This is a genomic window from Novosphingobium olei, assembly GCF_012927405.1.
GTDB classification, from domain to species: domain Bacteria; phylum Pseudomonadota; class Alphaproteobacteria; order Sphingomonadales; family Sphingomonadaceae; genus Novosphingobium; species Novosphingobium olei.
Genome location: NZ_JABBGM010000001.1, coordinates 772889 through 788743 on the forward strand (window position 1 = coordinate 772889; position 15855 = coordinate 788743).

Here is a 15855-nt window from a genome sequence, read left to right on the forward strand (position 1 = left end):
TTGGGGCCGGTCGGAACCGGTCCTCGACCGGAGCGCGCATCATGAAGGCCAACATTCACCCCGACTACCACACCATCAAGGTGCAGATGACCGACGGCACCGTGTTCGAAACCCGCTCCACCTGGGGCAAGGAAGGCGACACGCTGGCGCTCGAAATCGATCCCACCTCGCACCCGGCGTGGACTGGCGGCACGCGTCAGCTGGACCAGGGCGGCCGCGTTGCCCAGTTCAACAAGCGCTTCGGTGGCCTCAGCCTCAAGCGCTGATCGGCGCTTTCAAGGCTTCGAGACAAAGCAGAAGGGCGGCCTTGCGGGGCCGCCCTTTTCGTTTGCGCGGCGGACGCGTAAGCACCCTTGCCATGGCTGACACCCGCCCAACGAGACCGAACGGCTTCTCGCTTGTCGAGATGATGGTCGTGCTGTTCGTGATGGCCCTGCTCGCCAGCGTGGTGGTGCTGATGCTGCCGGGCGATGCCGACCGGCTGCGGCGCGAGAGCGAACGCTTCGCCGCGCGCGTTTCGGCCGCGCGGGACGAAGCCATTGCCGGCGGTGCGCCGGTTGCCGTGGTGGTGAGCGAGGCAGGCTATTACTTTGAAGTGCGACGTGCGGGCGCCTGGTCCCCGGCCGAGGGGCAGGGGCTGTCGCTTTCGAACTGGAGCGACGGCACGACCGTCGCCGTTGCGGTGGCGGGCGGGCAGACCGGAGGCCGCGCGCGCATCGTGTTCGACACGGTCGGCCTTGCCAGCAGCGAGCTTCGCCTGCACATCGCCCGGGGGAAGGCGGCGCGCAGCGTCACCATCGCGCGCGACGGCGCGGTGAGGGCCGATGCCGCGTCCTGAGGCCGACCGCGGTTTCACCCTGCTCGAGCTGCTCGTCGCGCTCGCGGTGTTCGCCGTGGCCGCGCTGGCGCTGATCCGGCTTGAAGGGGCAAGCCTGCGCCAGACCGCCGATCTCGACCAGCGGCTGCTGCGCGAAGTGGTGGCGCAGAACATGGCCAACGAGATCCTGACCGATCCGTTGCCGCCAGGCGAAGGCGCGGCCAGCGGCACGATCCGCAATGCCGGGCGCCAGTTCCAGTGGCAGCGGAGCGTGGCGCGCGATTCCGCGCTCGGCGTGCTGGCGATCTCACTGTCGGTCCGCGAAGTGACTCCGGGCCGGCAGAGCCAGGCGACCACGCTGCGGTTTGCTAGGGTGCCGGCCGCGTGACGGCGCGCAAATCCGACGCGGGCTTCACCCTGATCGAGATGCTGGTTGCGCTTGCCGTCTTCGCGTTGATCGCGGGGGGCGCGCTGGTGCTGTTGCGCTTCAGCGTCGAAGCCGAACTCGGCGCACGGCGCAAGACCGAGGCGATGGCCGCAGAGCGCCGCTTCCTGTCGGTCTGGAACGCCGATCTCGCCCAGGCCGCGCCACGTCCGGCGCGAGACGAGGCGGGCAACGATCATCCCGCCTTCGAGGTGGGCGGTGCGGTGCTACTGCGATTTGTCCGCAGCGGCTGGAGCAATGTCGATGGCGCCGCGCGGCCCAGCCTGCAGAAAGTCGAATGGCGCTGGAACGGCAAGGCGCTGGTGCGCAGCGGCTACCCGTTCCCCGATGGCGCCGCGCCCGATCCCGAAAGCGCCATGCTGCCTCTGGCTGCTCCGCCAACCCTGCGCTTTCGCACGGCCGATGGCGTGTGGCGCGATTCCTGGGAGCCGCAGCGCGTGGCCGAACTGCCGGTGGCGGTCGAACTGCTGCTGCCGCAGCCGGGCGGCGAACCGCTCCGCGTGGTCTCGCTCGTCGGGGTGAATTACCAGTGACGGCCCCCCTGCCGGCGGAGCGCGACAACGAACGCGGGGCGGCGCTGCTTTCTGTGCTGCTGCTGGTTGCAGTGATGGCGGTGCTGGCAGCCGTGATGCTGGACCGGCTCAACCTCGCGACGCGGCTGGCCGGCAATGCACAGGGCATGACGCGGGCTCGCCTGATTGCAATGAGCGCCGAAAGCGCGGCGCTGGCGCGGTTGCAGGCGCTTGTTTCGGCAAACGGAGACCGAACGGTCGACCCGGCTGGACTGCTGTCGCGCGATCTGCCTGTTCCGCTCGCCGGGGCGACGGTGACGGTGCGGATCGACGATGCCGGCAACTGCTTCAACGTCAATTCGCTGGTCGAACAGGGCATCGATGGCCGGCTCACGCTGCGTGTCGCCGCGCTGACGCAACTGCGTGCCCTGATGGCGCAGGTGGGCATAGAGGCCAACGAGGGCGCGCGGCTGTCCGACGCCATGGCCGACTGGATCGACAGCGATTCGGTGCCGCTGACCAATGGGGCGGAGGACGAAACCTATCGCGCCCTGCCGGTGCCTCACCGCACCGCCAACCGGTTGATCGTCGATGTCACCGAACTGCGCGCGGTGCGTGGCATGACCGGCCAGCTGTACCAGCGCCTGCGGCCGTGGCTGTGCGCCTTGCCGGCGCCCGATCTCTCGCCCATCCAGCTCAATACGCTGCGGCTCGATCAGGCGCCCTTGCTGGTGATGCTTGCGCCCCAGGCGATCAGGCCGGACCGCGCGCGGGCGGTTATCGGCGCAAGGCCAAGGCTTGGCTGGGGATCGAGCGCGGATGCGATGCGCATGCTGGGCGTGGGCGGCGCTGGCGTTAGCGCTGTGCCGGTTGGACAGCTGACCGTGCGCAGCCGCTGGTTCCTGCTGACCCAGACTGTGCGCGTGGCGTCAACCACGCTGGAAGAGCAGGCGCTGGTCGATACCGGCGTCACTCCGGCACGGATCGCCTTCCGCAGCTGGGGCGACGAAACCGGGCGTTGACCGGCGCGGTCTGCCAATCGTTGGCGGCCTGCAAGTTTTCGCTTTTCATTTCACCTGCGTTCTGCAAAGGGGCTCGCCCGCACGGAGCGTTGTTGATAACGCTCCACGTGGCTTGTGGCGATCGTAGCTCAGTTGGTTAGAGCGCCGGTTTGTGGTACCGGAGGTCGAGGGTTCGAACCCCTTCGATCGCCCCATTCTTCCCCTTGATCAAGGTTTTGCGCGGCGGAGCTGACACGCTCCGGCAGCATGTTCTTGCGCGGTCTTGCCCTTCCAAGACCCTTGCCGCCGGGCGGGGTTGGTGGCAATGGCGGACCCGAGCCGGCGTCGGGGGTCGCATCGGCTTCGTCGGATTCGACCAGTCCCCCAAGGCCAGTATCGCCGGTCCATGCACGGTTTTGCCAATCCTGCCCGCTTCCTTCGCCTTGCGCGCTGGCTGACGCCGCTTCTGCTGGTGCCGGGTCTGATCCTTGCGCTGGGTGCGCTTGCCTGGGGCTTCTTCGTCGTGCCGCCCGATCGGCTGATGGGCGATACCGTGCGCATCCTGTTCATCCACGTACCCTCCGCCTGGCTTGGCATGGCCGGATGGTCGACCATCGCCATCTCCAGCATCGTCGAACTCGTCTGGCGCCATCCGCTGTCCGGCATTGCCGCGCGGGCGGCCGCCGTGCCGGGGGCGGTGTTCACTGCGATCTGCCTTGCCACCGGATCGATCTGGGCGCGTCCGACGTGGGGCACCTGGTGGGTGTGGGACGGCCGGCTGACCAGCTTCCTGGTGCTGCTGTTCCTCTATTTCGGCTATATCGCGCTCGCCGGCGCTGCGCAGCGCGATGCCGCCGCGGGCGGCGGTGCCAGCCGCGTGACCGCGATCTTCGGCCTGGTTGGCGCGATCAACATTCCGATCATCAACCGCTCGGTGGTGTGGTGGAACAGCCTGCACCAGCCGCCTTCGATCACGATGGGCAAGTCTGCCATCGACGGCACGTTCCTGTGGCCGCTGCTGATCGGCGCCGTGGGCTTCTCGCTCGTGTTCGGCGGCGTGGTGCTGATGAGGATGCGCACCTTGCTTGCCGACATTCAGGCCGAGGCGCGCTTGCGCCGCAAGGCGATGGCATGAAGGCGGGGCGCAAGCGGGGAAGCACCGATGCATGAAGGGCTCAACCAGTGGCAATATGTCTACGCCGCGCTGGCGATCGGCGTTGTCGGCACGCTGCTGCTCGTCGGCTGGAGCCTTGCCGCCATGCTGCGTGCGGAAAAGCGCCGGGACAAGGTGAAGGGTAGATGAGTGCGATCAAGGCCAAGCATCAGCGGCTTGTACTGCTCGTCATCGCGCTGATCGCTTTGATTGGCGCGGGACTGCTCGCCGCCTGGGCGCTCAAGAACCAGGCTGCCTATTTCTATGTGCCCAGCGATCTCGTCGCCCATCCGCCCGAAGCGGGCCGGGCGGTCCGGCTGGGCGGCATGGTCGAAAAGGGTTCGATCAGCCACGCCGCCGATGGCGTGACGGTCAACTTCGTCGTCGGCGACGGCAAGGCGCGCGTGCCGGTGCGTTTTACCGGCATCACGCCGGACCTGTTCGTCGAAGGCTCGGGCGTGGTTGCCGAAGGGCGCATGGAAGGCCAGACGTTCGTGGCCGACAACCTGCTCGCCAAGCACGATGAAAAGTATGTGCCGCGCGAAATGAAGGACATGACCGCGCAGCAGGCCAAGCAGGTGGTGGCAGAAACCAAATGATCGCTGAATTGGGCCTCGCCGTCCTGTGGATGGCCGCCGCGCTGGCGGTGCTGCAGCTTGTCGCGGGCGTTCTCGCGCTGCGTCCCGAAGGACGGCAGATCGCTGGGCTTGTCCGCCCCGTTGCGGTCATGCAGGGCGTGCTTGTCGCGGCCGCGCTCGCCGCGCTGATCACGCTGTTCCTGACCACGGACCTCTCGGTCAAGCTGGTCGCGGAAAACAGCCATTCGATGAAGCCCTTCATCTTCAAGCTGGCGGGGACCTGGGGCAACCACGAAGGCTCGATGCTGCTGTGGGTCACGATCATGGCGGTCGCCGGTGGCTTCGTCGCGCTGATCGAAAAGCGCCTGCCGGAAAACACCCTGATTGCGACGCTGGCCGGGCAGTCTTTCGTCAGTCTGGGCTTCTACGCCTTCCTACTGCTGTCGTCGAACCCGTTCCAGCGTCTGCCCGAGCCCGCGCCCGAAGGCGCCGGTTTGAACCCGCTGCTGCAGGACATCGGCCTCGCGTTCCATCCGCCCACTCTCTACGTCGGCTACGTCGGCCTTTCGATCGCGTTCAGCTTCGCCGTGGGTGCGCTGGTCACGCGCGATGTTGGCCCGGCCTTTGCCCGCGCCATGCGCCCCTGGGTGCTGGGGGCGTGGATCTTCCTGACGCTGGGCATCACCGCCGGATCGTACTGGGCCTACTACACGCTCGGCTGGGGCGGCTGGTGGTTCTGGGACCCGGTCGAGAACGCCTCGCTGATGCCCTGGCTCGCCGCGACGGCGCTGCTGCATTCGTGCTCGGTGCTCGCCAGCCGTAATGCGCTGAAAGCGTGGACGGTCATGCTGGGGGTGATCGCGTTCTCGATGTCGATGGTCGGCACGTTCCTCGTGCGCTCGGGCATTCTCACCTCGGTCCACGCCTTCGCGGTGGACCCGGAACGCGGCTCGTTCATCCTCGCGCTGCTGGCGATCTACATCGGCGGGGCGCTGACGCTGTTCGGCTTGCGCGCCTCGACGGTGACCGAAGGCGCACGGTTCAGCTTCGTCAGCCGCGAGGCGAGCCTCGTGTTCAACAACGTGATGCTGTGCGGCATCCTCGGCATCGTGCTGGTCGGTACGCTCTATCCGCTGCTGACCGAAGCGATGGGGGTGAAGGTGTCGGTGGGGCCGCCCTACTTCAACCCCGTGTCGGCCGTGTTCGCGATCCCGATGATGCTGGTGATGGGCGTGGGGCCGCTGCTGCGCTGGCGGCAGGACAGCCTTGACGGCAAGCGCGCCGGGCGCGTCACGTTGCCGGTGGGCGTTTGTGCGCTGCTGTCGGCGGCGGTGCTGCTCGGCGTCGAGCTCATGGCCCCGCAGATCAAGCTGCTGCCGGCATTGGGCCTTGCCATCGCCGCTGGGCTTGCTCCGGCGAGCTTCCTGCCCTTGCGCGGCCGCAACCTGCGCCGCACGCCGCTGGCCACATGGGGCATGGTTTTCGGCCACTTCGGCATTGCCGTGGCGCTGTTCGGCATGGCAAGCGAAAGCGCTTTCTCGACCGAGCGTCTTGCCGCGATGCGCCCGGGCGATACGCAGCAGGTCGGGCCCTACACGGTCAAGCTCGAAGGCATCGGCCCCGTTGCCGGGCCGAACTGGACCGCGCTCGAAGCGACGGTTTCGGCAAGCTATGCCGGTGCCGCGCCGGCGATCCTGCACCCGCAGGCGCGCACGTTCTCCAACCCGCCGGGCAACCGCACCGAAAGCGCGTTGAAAACACGCTGGAACGGGCAGCTTTACGCCGTGCTCGGCGAAGAGGGCGAGGATAGCCGCTGGCAGATGCGTTTCTGGTGGAAGCCCTTCGTGCCGATGATCTGGTATGGCGGCGCGCTGATCGCGTTCGGCGGCCTGCTCGCGCTGCTGGGCCGCGTTGCCGCCGATGTCCGCCGCTTGGTCGCGACCGGCAAGATCGCCTATCGCCGTAGCCGCAAGGCGCAGCTGGGAGTGGGCCAGTGAACGACCGGACGCCTGCGAAAAAGCCCGGCCTTGCACTGTGGCTGCCGCTGATCCTGTTCGCCGGCTTCTTCGCGCTGGTGATCTGGGGCCTCGTCCGCCCGGCCGACCGCGAAGTGGCCAGCGCCTTCATCGGCAAGCCGCTGCCGCAGTTCGACCTGCCGCCCGCGATCGACGAGCGGCCCGGCCTGGCTACGTCGGTGTTCAAGGCGGGCAAGCCCCGCCTGCTCAATGTCTTTGCCAGCTGGTGCGTGCCTTGCGCGGTCGAATCGCCGCAGCTCGCCCAGCTTGCCGGGCAGGGCGTGGAAATCGACGGCGTCGCCATCCGTGACCGCAAGGAAGACGTCGCCCGCTTCCTGGCCCAGAACGGCAACCCCTTCGCCCGCATCGGCAAGGACGATCTGAGCCAGGTCCAGCTCGCGATCGGCTCGTCGGGCGTGCCCGAGACTTTCGTCGTTGATGGCAAAGGCGTGATCCGCTACCAGCACATCGGCGACATCCGGCCCGAAGACGTGCCGATGATCCTGTCCAAGCTCGAAGAGGCGGGCAAGTGATGCGGCGCCTGCTCATTGTGCTGTGCGCGTTGTTCCTCGCCCCCACGCTCGCGCCTGCGCAGGATTCGATGCCGCCCGCGCCCTACGCCTACCGCCAGCTCGACGATCCGGCGAAGGAGGCCAAGGCGCAGGCGCTGATGGAAACGCTGCGCTGCCTCAAGTGCCAGAGCCAGTCGATTGCCGACAGCGATGCGCCGATGGCGGGCGACATGCGCCACCAGGTCCGCACCCGCATCGCTGCGGGCGAGGATCCTGAAGAAATCCGCCAGTGGCTGATCGAACGCTATGGCGACTACGTCAGCTACACCCCGCAGGTGAAGCCGATCACCTGGCCGCTGTTCGCCGCGCCGCTGGTGATCCTGGCGCTCGCCGCGCTGCTCCTGCGTGGACGCTTCCGCCGCAAGGCCGACAACGAAGGCGACAAGCCATGACCTGGGTGCTGATCCTGCTCATCGCCGCTGCGGTCTTCGCGATCCTCGCCTTCGTGCTCAGGATCCCGCGTGCGGGATGGGAGATCGCCGGTGCTGCGCTGTTGTTCGGCGTTGCAGGTTACGCGCTTCAGGGGCACCCGGGCTATGCCGGCTCGCCCAAGCAAGCCGTTGAAACCGACAAGACCGCCGATGCCGCACTGCTCAAGCAGCGGCAGGAAATGGGCGATGCCTTCGGCAAGGGCGCGACGTGGCTGACGCTGGCCGATGCGCTTTCGCGCCAGGGCCAGTTCCGTGCCGCGGCCGATGTGCTCAAGACCGCGGTGGAGAAGAACCCCGAGGATGCCGACCTGTGGGTTGCCTATGGCAATGCGCTTGTCGGCCATAGCGACGGGCTGATCACGCCGGCCGCGCAGTTCGCCTTCCAGAAGGCGGCGCAGATCGCGCCCGATCACCCCGGGCCGCCGTTCTTCATGGGCCTCGCCCTCGCGCAGTCGGGCAAGCTGGCCGATGCGCGCGCCATCTGGGCCGAGCTGCTGCGCCGCTCGCCCGCCGATGCGCCTTATCGTGCCGATCTCGAAAGCCGCCTTGCGCGACTCGACCAGATGCTGGCGGCGAGCGGGCAGGCAATGCCGCCGCCTGCGGCCCCGGCGCCCGAAGCCAGCACGTCCGCTCGCTGAAACCCGGACGGAACCCCGATGAATCAAGGGCGTTGCACCTTCGCGACGGCTCGTCTTCACTCCCATTGCGGGGGCTTGGGGGCAGTGCTAAGCGCCGCGCCGGTCCGGGCCCGTTGTGGGTTCGGGCGGACATGGTCAATCAGGACTGGGCCGTAATGGACTGGGCAATGGCCGGGGATCGCTTGGCATGAACGACGCCGTTGTTGGGTCCGAAAACACGGACGCGCCTCTATCCGCAGAAGGGGCGGGCGGACACGGCCATGCGCATGCTGATGGGCACGCGGGTCATCAGGCCGGTCATCATCAGGGCAGCCTGCTCAAGATGGCGGTCGGGGCGATCGGCGTCGTGTTCGGCGATATCGGTACCAGCCCGCTCTACGCGCTGCGCGATACCTTCGCCGGCCACCATCCGCTCCCGCTCGATCAGCTCCACGTCTATGGCATCATCAGCCTCATGTTCTGGTCGATGATGATCATCGTGACGCTGAAGTACGTCTCGGTGATCATGCGCGCCGACAACAAGGGCGAAGGCGGCAGCCTTGCCCTGCTTGCACTGATCAACCAGCACACCACCGGCAATCGCTGGGGCAAGGGCATCATCCTGCTGGGGGTGTTCGCAACCGCGCTTTTCTATGGCGATTCGATGATCACGCCGGCCGTCTCGGTGATGGGCGCGATCGAAGGCGTGGCCGTCTACCAGCCCGAAATGCATCCGTTGATCGTGCCGATGGTGGTGACGATCCTGATCGGCCTGTTCCTGATCCAGTCGCGCGGCACCGAAAAGGTTGCGACCTTCTTCGGTCCGATCATGCTGTTCTACTTCGCCACGATCGCAGTGCTCGGCCTCGTCAGCATCGCGCAGATGCCGCAGGTGATTTCCGCACTTTCGCCGCACCACGCGGTGGAAATGTTCCTCGCCGATCCGTTCCGCGGATTCCTGGCGATGGGCGCCGCCGTGCTGGCGGTGACCGGGGCAGAGGCGCTTTATGCCGACATGGGCCATTTTGGTCGCAGCCCGATCCGCATGTCGTGGCTGGCCTTCGTGCTGCCTGCGCTGGTGCTCAATTACCTGGGCCAGGCCTCGCTGCTGATGCGCAATCCGGCCGCGCTCGAAAGCCCGTTCTATTTCCTCGCGCCCGACTGGTTCCAGTGGCCGCTGCTGATCATCGCCAGCCTTGCTGCGGTGATCGCCTCGCAGGCCGTCATCTCGGGCGCGTTCTCGGTCACGCAGCAGGCGATCCAGCTCGGTTTCATCCCGCGCATGACGATCAAGCACACCTCCACCGCAGCCGGGCAGATCTACATCCCGGTGATCAATTTCGCGCTGATGATCGCGGTGATCCTGCTGGTGCTGGTCTTCCAGCGTTCGTCGAACCTGACGGCGGCTTATGGCATCGCCGTCACCGGCGCGATGCTGATCGACAACTTCCTGCTCGCGGTGGTGCTGTTCAAGCTGTGGCACTGGAAGAAGCCGCTGGCCATCGGCCTGCTGACGATGTTCTTCCTGATCGACGGCGGTTACCTTGGTGCCAACCTGACCAAGATCCCCGACGGGGGCTGGGTGCCGCTGCTGATGGGCATCGCGATCTTCACCCTGCTGACCACATGGTCGCGCGGCCGTGCGCTGATGCGCCAAGGCATGGCGGAAGGCTCGATCCCGCTCGAAGTCTTCACCAAGTCCGCGCATTCGAGCGCCACGCGCGTGCCCGGCACGGCCGTGTTCATGGCCTCGACCGTGGCAGGCGTGCCGTCGGCGCTGCTGCACAACATCAAGCACAACAAGGTGCTGCACCAGCGCGTGGTGATCCTGACCGTCCACATCGAGGACGTGCCCTATGTCGAGCCGGCTGAGCGTTCGACGGTCAAGGACTTCGGCAACGGCTTCTATCGCCTGACCCTGCGCTTCGGCTTCCTGGAAGAAACGGACGTGCCGGCGGCGCTTCGCACCGTGACGATGTGCGGCGAAGCGTTCGACATGATGAAGACCAGCTTCTTCCTGTCGCGCCAGACGCTGATCCCGTCGGACAAGCCGGGCATGGCCCTGTGGCGCGAAAAGCTGTTTGCCTGGATGCTGCGCAACGCAGCTAGCGCGATGGAATTCTTCCGCCTGCCGACGAACCGCGTCGTCGAACTGGGTAGCCAGCTCAAGATCTGAGAGCCATTCGATTTCCGATGCACTACCCCATTGGATTTGGGGGCACAGCTGATAGTTATACCCTCTTCGCAGGGGACAAAGCTTCGCAATCATGTCGGATTCCGCAATGCTGCTGGAAATCCTCGACGCGCAGCTCGAGATGGTGTGCCGGTACAAGGCGGACGGAACGATCCTGTTCGTGAACCGCGCCTATGCGCAAAGCCTTGGCGAACAGCCGAAGGCGCTTTTTGGCCGCTCGCTATGGGATTTCGTCTCGGACGAGGATCGCGACGCAGTGCAGGAGCAGCTTGGTCAGCTTGCGCCCGACAATGTCGAGACAACCATAGAAAACCGCTTCGAGACCAGTTCCGGTCCGCGCTGGACGCTGTGGCGCAACCATGCGCTGGAATTCGACGATGCGGGCCGCCTGCTCGTTGCCCAGTCGACCGGGATCGACATCACCGAGCGTCGGGTGCTCGAAGAGCGCAACGATTTGCTGATCGGCGAACTCAACCACCGCGTGAAGAACACCTTGATGGTGGTCCAGGCCATGGCGCAGCAGACCTTTCGCGACGTGCGACTGCCAACCGGGCCGATCGAGACTTTCAACGAACGGCTCTCCGCTCTCGCTGGCGCGCACACCATGCTCAGCCGCGCCAACTGGGGCGGCAACACCTTTGACGAGATCGTGCGCCAGGGTACCGCGATATGCCGCCGCGGCACGGTCCGCGCCGCCGGGCCACAGGTAATCATTCCCGCAGAGCCGACGGTCCCGCTGATCATGGTGCTGCACGAACTGTCGACCAATGCGATGAAGTACGGTGCGCTGTCGGTTGATGGCGGGTGGGTCGAAGTCGATTGGGGGCTCGATGCCGCCGCTGGCCGTCTTGCCATGGTATGGCGCGAACTGGGTGGCCCATCCGTCGCGCCACCGTCGCGCAAGGGCTTCGGCTCGCGGATGATAGAAGGCGCGGTACAGCGCCAGTTGAGTGGGGAATCAAGCGTCGACTACGCGCCACACGGGCTCGTCTGCCGGTTTGCCTTTCCCCTGGGAGGATCGAAGTGAACCTGACCGGAAAACGCATTCTCGTCGTCGAGGACGAATTCATCGTCGCGGCGATGATTGCCGACATCCTAGAGGATGAAGGCGCACAGGTGATCGGACCCGCCGGAACGCTGGCAGAGGGACTCGAACTCGCCGGGGGGGAGCGGTTGGATGCCGCGGTGCTCGACTGGAACCTGGGCGGGGAGCCTGGCGCGCCCGTGGCGCGTGCCCTGCGGGACAAGGGCGTCCCCTATGTGATCGCCACCGGTTACGGGATGGTGCAGGACGAATTCGCCGAAGTGACAGTCCTGTCCAAGCCGTACCGGCCGGGCGCGCTCGTCGAGGAACTCGCCCGGCTCACGGCCGCTTGAAACCCTGGGGGTCTCAGTCCTTCTTGGACTTCGACACGGGCTCGTTCTGCATGGTGGCTTCGGCTTCGGCCGCGCCTTCCTTCACGTGATTGCCCATCTTGTCGGCGGCCACTGCGGCTTTGTCGGCGGCCGCATCGGCCTTGTCGACGGCGTCGCTGGCCGCGGCACCCACGGCGTCTGCGCTGTCCTTGGCAACATCACCCACCTTGTCCGCTGCGTTGCCGACGTCGTTGGCGGCCGAGCTGGCGGTGGCGGCGGCATTGTCCTGCGTCTTTTCAGAGCAGGCGGCGAGCGAAAGGGCACCGGCGGCGGCGAGCGACATGGCTGCGATGGAAAGCTTGCGCATAAGGGGTCTTGCTCCAATCCCTGAACATGGGTCCCGTCCGACGTCGCTGTGACGCCGGACATGGCCCGCCAACGCCCGCTCGCGCCAAACGGTTCCGCCAAAACGCGAACGGCGCGCCGTCCGCCCGGGACGACGCGCCGCTCGAAGCGCTCGGTGGCTGCGATCAGCCGAGGTTGGCGCTGACCATGCAGTACAGCATCGGCAGCGACAGCAGCAGGTTGGTGCGGCTGGCGATCAGGGCACGCGGGGCGGCGGCGGCCTTCTCTTCGGCGGTCGCTTCGACGATGCCGAGGATCTTCTTCTGCGCCGGCCAGATGATGAACCACACGTTGAACGCCATGATGATGGCGAGCCACATGCCGACGCCGATCAGCTTCACGTTGCCTTCGCCGCTGAACGTCAGCGCGGCGTGGCCATAGCCGTCGATGATCGAGATGCCGAGCCCGGTGATCAGCGTCAGCAGCGCGCCATAGCGGAAGAAGAAGAACACCTTCGGCGCGATGTGGCCGGTGATTGCGCCCTTCTGCTCGGCCGGGATCTTGGGCATCGTCGGCACCTGGACGAAGTTCAGGTAGTAGAGCAGGCCGATCCAGACGATCCCGAAGAAGACGTGCAGCCAGCGGAAGATCGAATTCCCGTCGACCGGCGCGCTGTCGGCAAAGCCGAGCATCACGGCGATGGCCGCGACAAGGCCGATGCCGAGAATAAGGTGCAGATTTCCGAAGAGCTTGGCCATTATTTCCCCCTAATTCCAGTATCTTGAAGCAGATGGGCGACTGGCGGCGCCACTGCTCGCGGCGAAACTAGCCGTCGTGGGGAAAATGTCACACCTTTTTGGCCGTGCGACAAGCCGTTTCAATCGTGCGGCGGGTTCTGCTCGACCGTGTCCGCCTGCTCTTCGCCAAGGCCATGGCGCATCAGCATCGGTATCTGCGCGAAGGTGAACAGGAACGAAAGACCGGTCACCCCCCACAGTTTCGCCTGCAGCCAGCCATCGAAGCTGAGTGTATGCCGCAGCACTTCGTTCAGCGCGGCGAGGAACAGGAAGAAGAATGCCCAGTTGCGCGACAGCTTCATCCAGCCTTCGTCGGAAAGCCCGTCGAACGCACTTTGCAGCAGCGTGCGCAGCACGGCCTTGCCGCGCCACAGACCACCGAACAACACGGCGGCGAACAGCAGGTAGATCGCGGTCGGTTTGACCTGGATCCAGAACGGATCGCCCAGCAGCACTGTCAGCGTGCCGAAGCCCATGATCAGCGCCGTCGACAGCCACAGCATCGGCGAGATCTTGCCCAGCCGCCACTTCGACACGATCAGCGCCACCACCGTCGCACCCATGAACGCCAGCGTAGACTTGGTCACCGCCACCGCAGAGCCGAGGTCCGCGCCGCCATGCGCATCGCCCTTGGGACTGAACATGCGATAGGCAAGGAAGAACACCAGCAGCGGCCCGTAATCGACCGCGAGGTTGATCCAAGAGGACTTGGGCTTTGGACTGGGTGCTTCAGCCATGGCTCATCTCAAAACCGTCCGTCCTGAGCTTGTCGAAGGACCGTCCTTCTTGTGACGGCATCGTCGCTGAAGGGAAAAGGCAGCCCTTCGACAAGCTCAGGGCGAGCGGGGCGGGGCGGCGGAGGTTTGGGGGCAAGCTCACTGGAACACCCCCGCGATGACCTTGGCGACGAGATCGGGATCGAAGGGGCGCAGGTCGTCGATCTTCTCGCCCACGCCGATGGCATGGATGGGGAGGCCATACTGCTCCGCCGCCGCGACCAGCACGCCGCCCCGCGCCGTGCCGTCGAGCTTGGTCATGATCAGGCCCGAAACGCCCGCCACTTCCTTGAAGATCTCGATCTGCTGCAGCGCGTTCTGGCCGTTGGTGGCATCGAGCACCAGCACCACGTCGTGCGGCGCTTCGGGGTTCAGCCGGCCGAGCACGCGACGGATCTTGGCGAGTTCGTCCATCAGCTCGCGCTTGTTGTGCAGGCGCCCGGCGGTATCCACGATGAGCGCGTCGATCCCGGTCTCGGTGGCTGACTTCACCGCGTCGAACACGATCGAGGCGGGATCGCCGCCTTCGGGGCCGGTGGTGATCGGCACGCCCAGCCGGTCCGCCCACACCTTGAGCTGGCCGATCGCCGCCGCGCGGAACGTATCGCCCGCGGCCAGCATCACGCCATAGTCCTGTTCCTGGAACAGGTGCGCAAGCTTGGCGATGGTCGTGGTCTTGCCCGACCCGTTGACGCCGATGACCAGGATCACCTGCGGTCGCGGAAAGGCGACGATGTCGAGCGGCTTGGCCACCGGGCGCAGGATCGCGGCGATTTCCTCGGCCACCGCCTCGCGAATGGCGCGATCGTCGATCCCTGCCTCGAACCGCGCGGCGGCGAGCCGTTCGCGGATGCGCGAGGCGGCACGCGGGCCAAGGTCCGACAGGATCAGCGCATCCTCGATATCGTCGAGCTGCTCGTCCGACAGGCGGGTCGTGCCGGAAAAGCCGGCAAGGTTGCCGACCAGGCGTTCCGAGGTCTTGCGGAAGCCCCCGAGCAGACGGTCGGACCAGCTTTCGCTACTCATGCCAGCATTCCTTCGGCGATCCTTGTAGGCTTCAACGTGACGAGACTGCCCGGCAGGGTGCCTTCGGGCAGACGATAGGGGGCGAAGTCCGGGGCATGGCCGGTGCCGTCGCGTTCGGCAAGCACTTGCGCTGCAACGCCGACGCGCGAAGCCAGCCAGCGTTCCCGGTTCGCGGCCACGGCGGCGCGTACTTGCGCCGCGCGTTCGCGCACCAGAGGTGGGGCGACCTGCGGCATCCGCGCGGCGGGCGTGCCTGGACGGGGCGAATAGGGGAAGACGTGGCCGTGCACGATATTGCAGGCGGCCACGATCGAGACGTTGTCGGCATGCATGCCGGCGTCCTCGGTGGGGAAGCCCGCGATCAGGTCTGCCCCTATCGCGATTCCGGGCCGGGCGGACTGCAGCCGTTCGACCAGCGCGATCGCCTGCGCGCGGCTATGGCGCCGCTTCATCCGCTTGAGGATCATGTCGCTGCCCGATTGCAGCGAAAGGTGGACGTGCGGCATCACGCGCGCCTCGCCGCTGATCAGCTCGAACAGCAGGTCGTCGATCTCGATGCCGTCGAGCGAGGACAGCCGCAGCCGGGGAAGGGTGGGGCAGGCGGCCAGAATCCCGGCCACCAGATCGCCGAGCCTGGGCGCGCCGAGAAGATCGGCACCCCAGCTGGTCACATCCACGCCGGTCAGCACCACTTCGTTGACGCCCAGCGCAAGGTGGCGCTCCACCTGCCGCAAGACGTCGGCAACCGGCAGGGAGCGGCTCGCCCCGCGGCCCTGCGGGATGATGCAGAAGGTGCAGGCATGGTCGCAGCCGTTTTGCACCGGCACGAAGGCCCGGGTGTGATGCGTGCTTGGCCGCAGTGGGGCGGAAACGGGCGTGGCCGGATCAAGCGCGGCGGGAAGGGCGGTCGGCTCGCCCCGCCACGCGGCGGGATCGCTCTTGGCATCGTTCGGCACCACGCCATCGACTTCGCTCATCGCGGCGAAAGCGCCCGGCTCGATCGTCGCGGCGCAGCCGGTCACCAGCAGGCGGGCGTCGGGATGTTCGCGGCGCAGGCGGCGCACCGTGCGGCGCGACTGGCGCACGGCTTCGGCGGTCACCGCGCATGAATTGACCACCACCGTCGGCGGGCCATCGGCCAGCACGGCACGGATCGCCTCGCTCTCGGCAAGGTTCAGGCGGCAGCCGAGAGTCACGACCTCTACCGTCACGCCGGGCCG

Annotated in this window: 20 protein-coding genes and 1 tRNA gene; 16 read left to right on the top strand and 5 right to left on the bottom strand. The window is 66.7% G+C overall.

The annotated features are described in order from the left end of the window. Positions 1-41 precede the first annotated feature (41 nt). The 16 genes from rpmE (at position 42) to HHL27_RS03750 (ending at position 11712) form a co-directional block, all read left to right on the top strand. A complete protein-coding gene (rpmE, locus tag HHL27_RS03675; protein ID WP_169491980.1) occupies positions 42-266 on the top strand; it encodes a 50S ribosomal protein L31 in 225 nt (74 codons plus the stop codon). Positions 267-358: 92 nt separating this feature from the next. After that, positions 359-838 (top strand): GspH/FimT family pseudopilin, encoded by a 480-nt coding sequence (locus tag HHL27_RS03680; RefSeq protein ID WP_169491981.1) that lies wholly within the window; start codon positions 359-361, stop codon positions 836-838. After that, positions 825-1205, top strand: coding sequence for a type II secretion system minor pseudopilin GspI (gene gspI, locus HHL27_RS03685; RefSeq protein WP_169491982.1), 381 nt, complete (start codon positions 825-827; stop codon positions 1203-1205). Before HHL27_RS03680 ends, gspI begins: the two co-directional genes overlap by 14 nt. Further along, positions 1202-1795 carry a type II secretion system minor pseudopilin GspJ gene (gene gspJ, locus HHL27_RS03690; RefSeq protein ID WP_169491983.1) on the top strand — a complete coding sequence of 198 codons (594 nt, stop codon included), beginning with the start codon at positions 1202-1204 and terminating at the stop codon, positions 1793-1795. The genes gspI and gspJ overlap by 4 nt, the downstream gene beginning before the upstream one ends. Further along, a complete protein-coding gene (gspK, locus tag HHL27_RS03695; RefSeq protein ID WP_169491984.1) occupies positions 1792-2796 on the top strand; it encodes a type II secretion system minor pseudopilin GspK in 1005 nt (334 codons plus the stop codon). The genes gspJ and gspK overlap by 4 nt, the downstream gene beginning before the upstream one ends. 117 nt (positions 2797-2913) lie before the next feature. Next, positions 2914-2990, top strand: a tRNA-His gene (locus HHL27_RS03700). 191 nt (positions 2991-3181) lie between these two features. Continuing rightward, positions 3182-3910, top strand: a complete 729-nt coding sequence (gene ccmC / locus HHL27_RS03705; RefSeq protein ID WP_169491985.1) for a heme ABC transporter permease CcmC — start codon at positions 3182-3184, stop codon at positions 3908-3910. Positions 3911-3937: 27 nt separating this feature from the next. After that, complete coding sequence (locus HHL27_RS03710; RefSeq protein ID WP_169491986.1) at positions 3938-4078, top strand: hypothetical protein; 141 nt, start codon at positions 3938-3940, stop codon at positions 4076-4078. Further along, positions 4075-4527 carry a cytochrome c maturation protein CcmE gene (gene ccmE, locus HHL27_RS03715; RefSeq protein ID WP_169491987.1) on the top strand — a complete coding sequence of 151 codons (453 nt, stop codon included), beginning with the start codon at positions 4075-4077 and terminating at the stop codon, positions 4525-4527. Before HHL27_RS03710 ends, ccmE begins: the two co-directional genes overlap by 4 nt. Continuing rightward, positions 4524-6503, top strand: coding sequence for a heme lyase CcmF/NrfE family subunit (locus HHL27_RS03720; protein WP_169491988.1), 1980 nt, complete (start codon positions 4524-4526; stop codon positions 6501-6503). Before ccmE ends, HHL27_RS03720 begins: the two co-directional genes overlap by 4 nt. Further along, positions 6500-7054, top strand: a complete 555-nt coding sequence (locus HHL27_RS03725) for a DsbE family thiol:disulfide interchange protein (RefSeq protein WP_169491989.1) — start codon at positions 6500-6502, stop codon at positions 7052-7054. The genes HHL27_RS03720 and HHL27_RS03725 overlap by 4 nt, the downstream gene beginning before the upstream one ends. Continuing rightward, a complete protein-coding gene (locus tag HHL27_RS03730) occupies positions 7054-7485 on the top strand; it encodes a cytochrome c-type biogenesis protein (protein WP_169491990.1) in 432 nt (143 codons plus the stop codon). Before HHL27_RS03725 ends, HHL27_RS03730 begins: the two co-directional genes overlap by 1 nt. Next, positions 7482-8162: a tetratricopeptide repeat protein gene (locus HHL27_RS03735; protein ID WP_169491991.1), complete on the top strand. Its 681-nt coding sequence runs from the start codon at positions 7482-7484 to the stop codon at positions 8160-8162. The genes HHL27_RS03730 and HHL27_RS03735 overlap by 4 nt, the downstream gene beginning before the upstream one ends. A gap of 187 nt (positions 8163-8349) precedes the next feature. Further along, entirely contained in the window at positions 8350-10317 is a 1968-nt protein-coding gene (locus HHL27_RS03740; RefSeq protein WP_206069332.1) for a potassium transporter Kup, read from the top strand. 91 nt (positions 10318-10408) lie between these two features. Continuing rightward, positions 10409-11362, top strand: a complete 954-nt coding sequence (locus tag HHL27_RS03745; protein ID WP_169491992.1) for a sensor histidine kinase — start codon at positions 10409-10411, stop codon at positions 11360-11362. Further along, positions 11359-11712, top strand: a complete 354-nt coding sequence (locus tag HHL27_RS03750; protein ID WP_169491349.1) for a response regulator — start codon at positions 11359-11361, stop codon at positions 11710-11712. The genes HHL27_RS03745 and HHL27_RS03750 overlap by 4 nt, the downstream gene beginning before the upstream one ends. A gap of 13 nt (positions 11713-11725) precedes the next feature. Here HHL27_RS03750 and HHL27_RS03755 read toward each other — a convergent pair whose 3' ends face one another. From HHL27_RS03755 to HHL27_RS03775, 5 genes are all read right to left on the bottom strand, one after another. Beyond that, the gene (locus tag HHL27_RS03755; RefSeq protein WP_169491993.1) at positions 11726-12058 is read right to left on the bottom strand and encodes a hypothetical protein; all 333 of its coding nucleotides are present in this window, start codon (positions 12056-12058) and stop codon (positions 11726-11728) included. A gap of 163 nt (positions 12059-12221) precedes the next feature. Continuing rightward, positions 12222-12794: a urate hydroxylase PuuD gene (locus HHL27_RS03760; protein WP_169491994.1), complete on the bottom strand. Its 573-nt coding sequence runs from the start codon at positions 12792-12794 to the stop codon at positions 12222-12224. Positions 12795-12913: 119 nt separating this feature from the next. Then, the gene (locus tag HHL27_RS03765) at positions 12914-13570 is read right to left on the bottom strand and encodes an inner membrane-spanning protein YciB (protein WP_169491995.1); all 657 of its coding nucleotides are present in this window, start codon (positions 13568-13570) and stop codon (positions 12914-12916) included. A gap of 138 nt (positions 13571-13708) precedes the next feature. Continuing rightward, entirely contained in the window at positions 13709-14635 is a 927-nt protein-coding gene (gene ftsY / locus HHL27_RS03770; RefSeq protein ID WP_169491996.1) for a signal recognition particle-docking protein FtsY, read from the bottom strand. Then, positions 14632-15846: a MiaB/RimO family radical SAM methylthiotransferase gene (locus HHL27_RS03775; protein ID WP_169491997.1), complete on the bottom strand. Its 1215-nt coding sequence runs from the start codon at positions 15844-15846 to the stop codon at positions 14632-14634. Before HHL27_RS03775 ends, ftsY begins: the two co-directional genes overlap by 4 nt. Positions 15847-15855: the final 9 nt, after the last annotated feature.

Bases quoted from the DNA above. Each gene is read 5' to 3' on its own strand.
- rpmE (WP_169491980.1), top strand. From the start codon at position 42: ATGAAGGCCAACATTCACCCCGACTACCACACCATCAAGGTGCAGATG.
- HHL27_RS03680 (WP_169491981.1), top strand. From the start codon at position 359: ATGGCTGACACCCGCCCAACGAGACCGAACGGCTTCTCGCTTGTCGAG.
- gspI (WP_169491982.1), top strand. From the start codon at position 825: ATGCCGCGTCCTGAGGCCGACCGCGGTTTCACCCTGCTCGAGCTGCTC.
- ccmC (WP_169491985.1), top strand. From the start codon at position 3,182: ATGCACGGTTTTGCCAATCCTGCCCGCTTCCTTCGCCTTGCGCGCTGG.
- HHL27_RS03710 (WP_169491986.1), top strand. From the start codon at position 3,938: ATGCATGAAGGGCTCAACCAGTGGCAATATGTCTACGCCGCGCTGGCG.
- ccmE (WP_169491987.1), top strand. From the start codon at position 4,075: ATGAGTGCGATCAAGGCCAAGCATCAGCGGCTTGTACTGCTCGTCATC.
- HHL27_RS03720 (WP_169491988.1), top strand. From the start codon at position 4,524: ATGATCGCTGAATTGGGCCTCGCCGTCCTGTGGATGGCCGCCGCGCTG.
- HHL27_RS03730 (WP_169491990.1), top strand. From the start codon at position 7,054: ATGCGGCGCCTGCTCATTGTGCTGTGCGCGTTGTTCCTCGCCCCCACG.
- HHL27_RS03735 (WP_169491991.1), top strand. From the start codon at position 7,482: ATGACCTGGGTGCTGATCCTGCTCATCGCCGCTGCGGTCTTCGCGATC.
- HHL27_RS03740 (WP_206069332.1), top strand. From the start codon at position 8,350: ATGAACGACGCCGTTGTTGGGTCCGAAAACACGGACGCGCCTCTATCC.
- HHL27_RS03745 (WP_169491992.1), top strand. From the start codon at position 10,409: ATGTCGGATTCCGCAATGCTGCTGGAAATCCTCGACGCGCAGCTCGAG.
- HHL27_RS03755 (WP_169491993.1), bottom strand. From the start codon at position 12,058: ATGCGCAAGCTTTCCATCGCAGCCATGTCGCTCGCCGCCGCCGGTGCC.
- HHL27_RS03760 (WP_169491994.1), bottom strand. From the start codon at position 12,794: ATGGCCAAGCTCTTCGGAAATCTGCACCTTATTCTCGGCATCGGCCTT.
- HHL27_RS03765 (WP_169491995.1), bottom strand. From the start codon at position 13,570: ATGGCTGAAGCACCCAGTCCAAAGCCCAAGTCCTCTTGGATCAACCTC.
- ftsY (WP_169491996.1), bottom strand. From the start codon at position 14,635: ATGAGTAGCGAAAGCTGGTCCGACCGTCTGCTCGGGGGCTTCCGCAAG.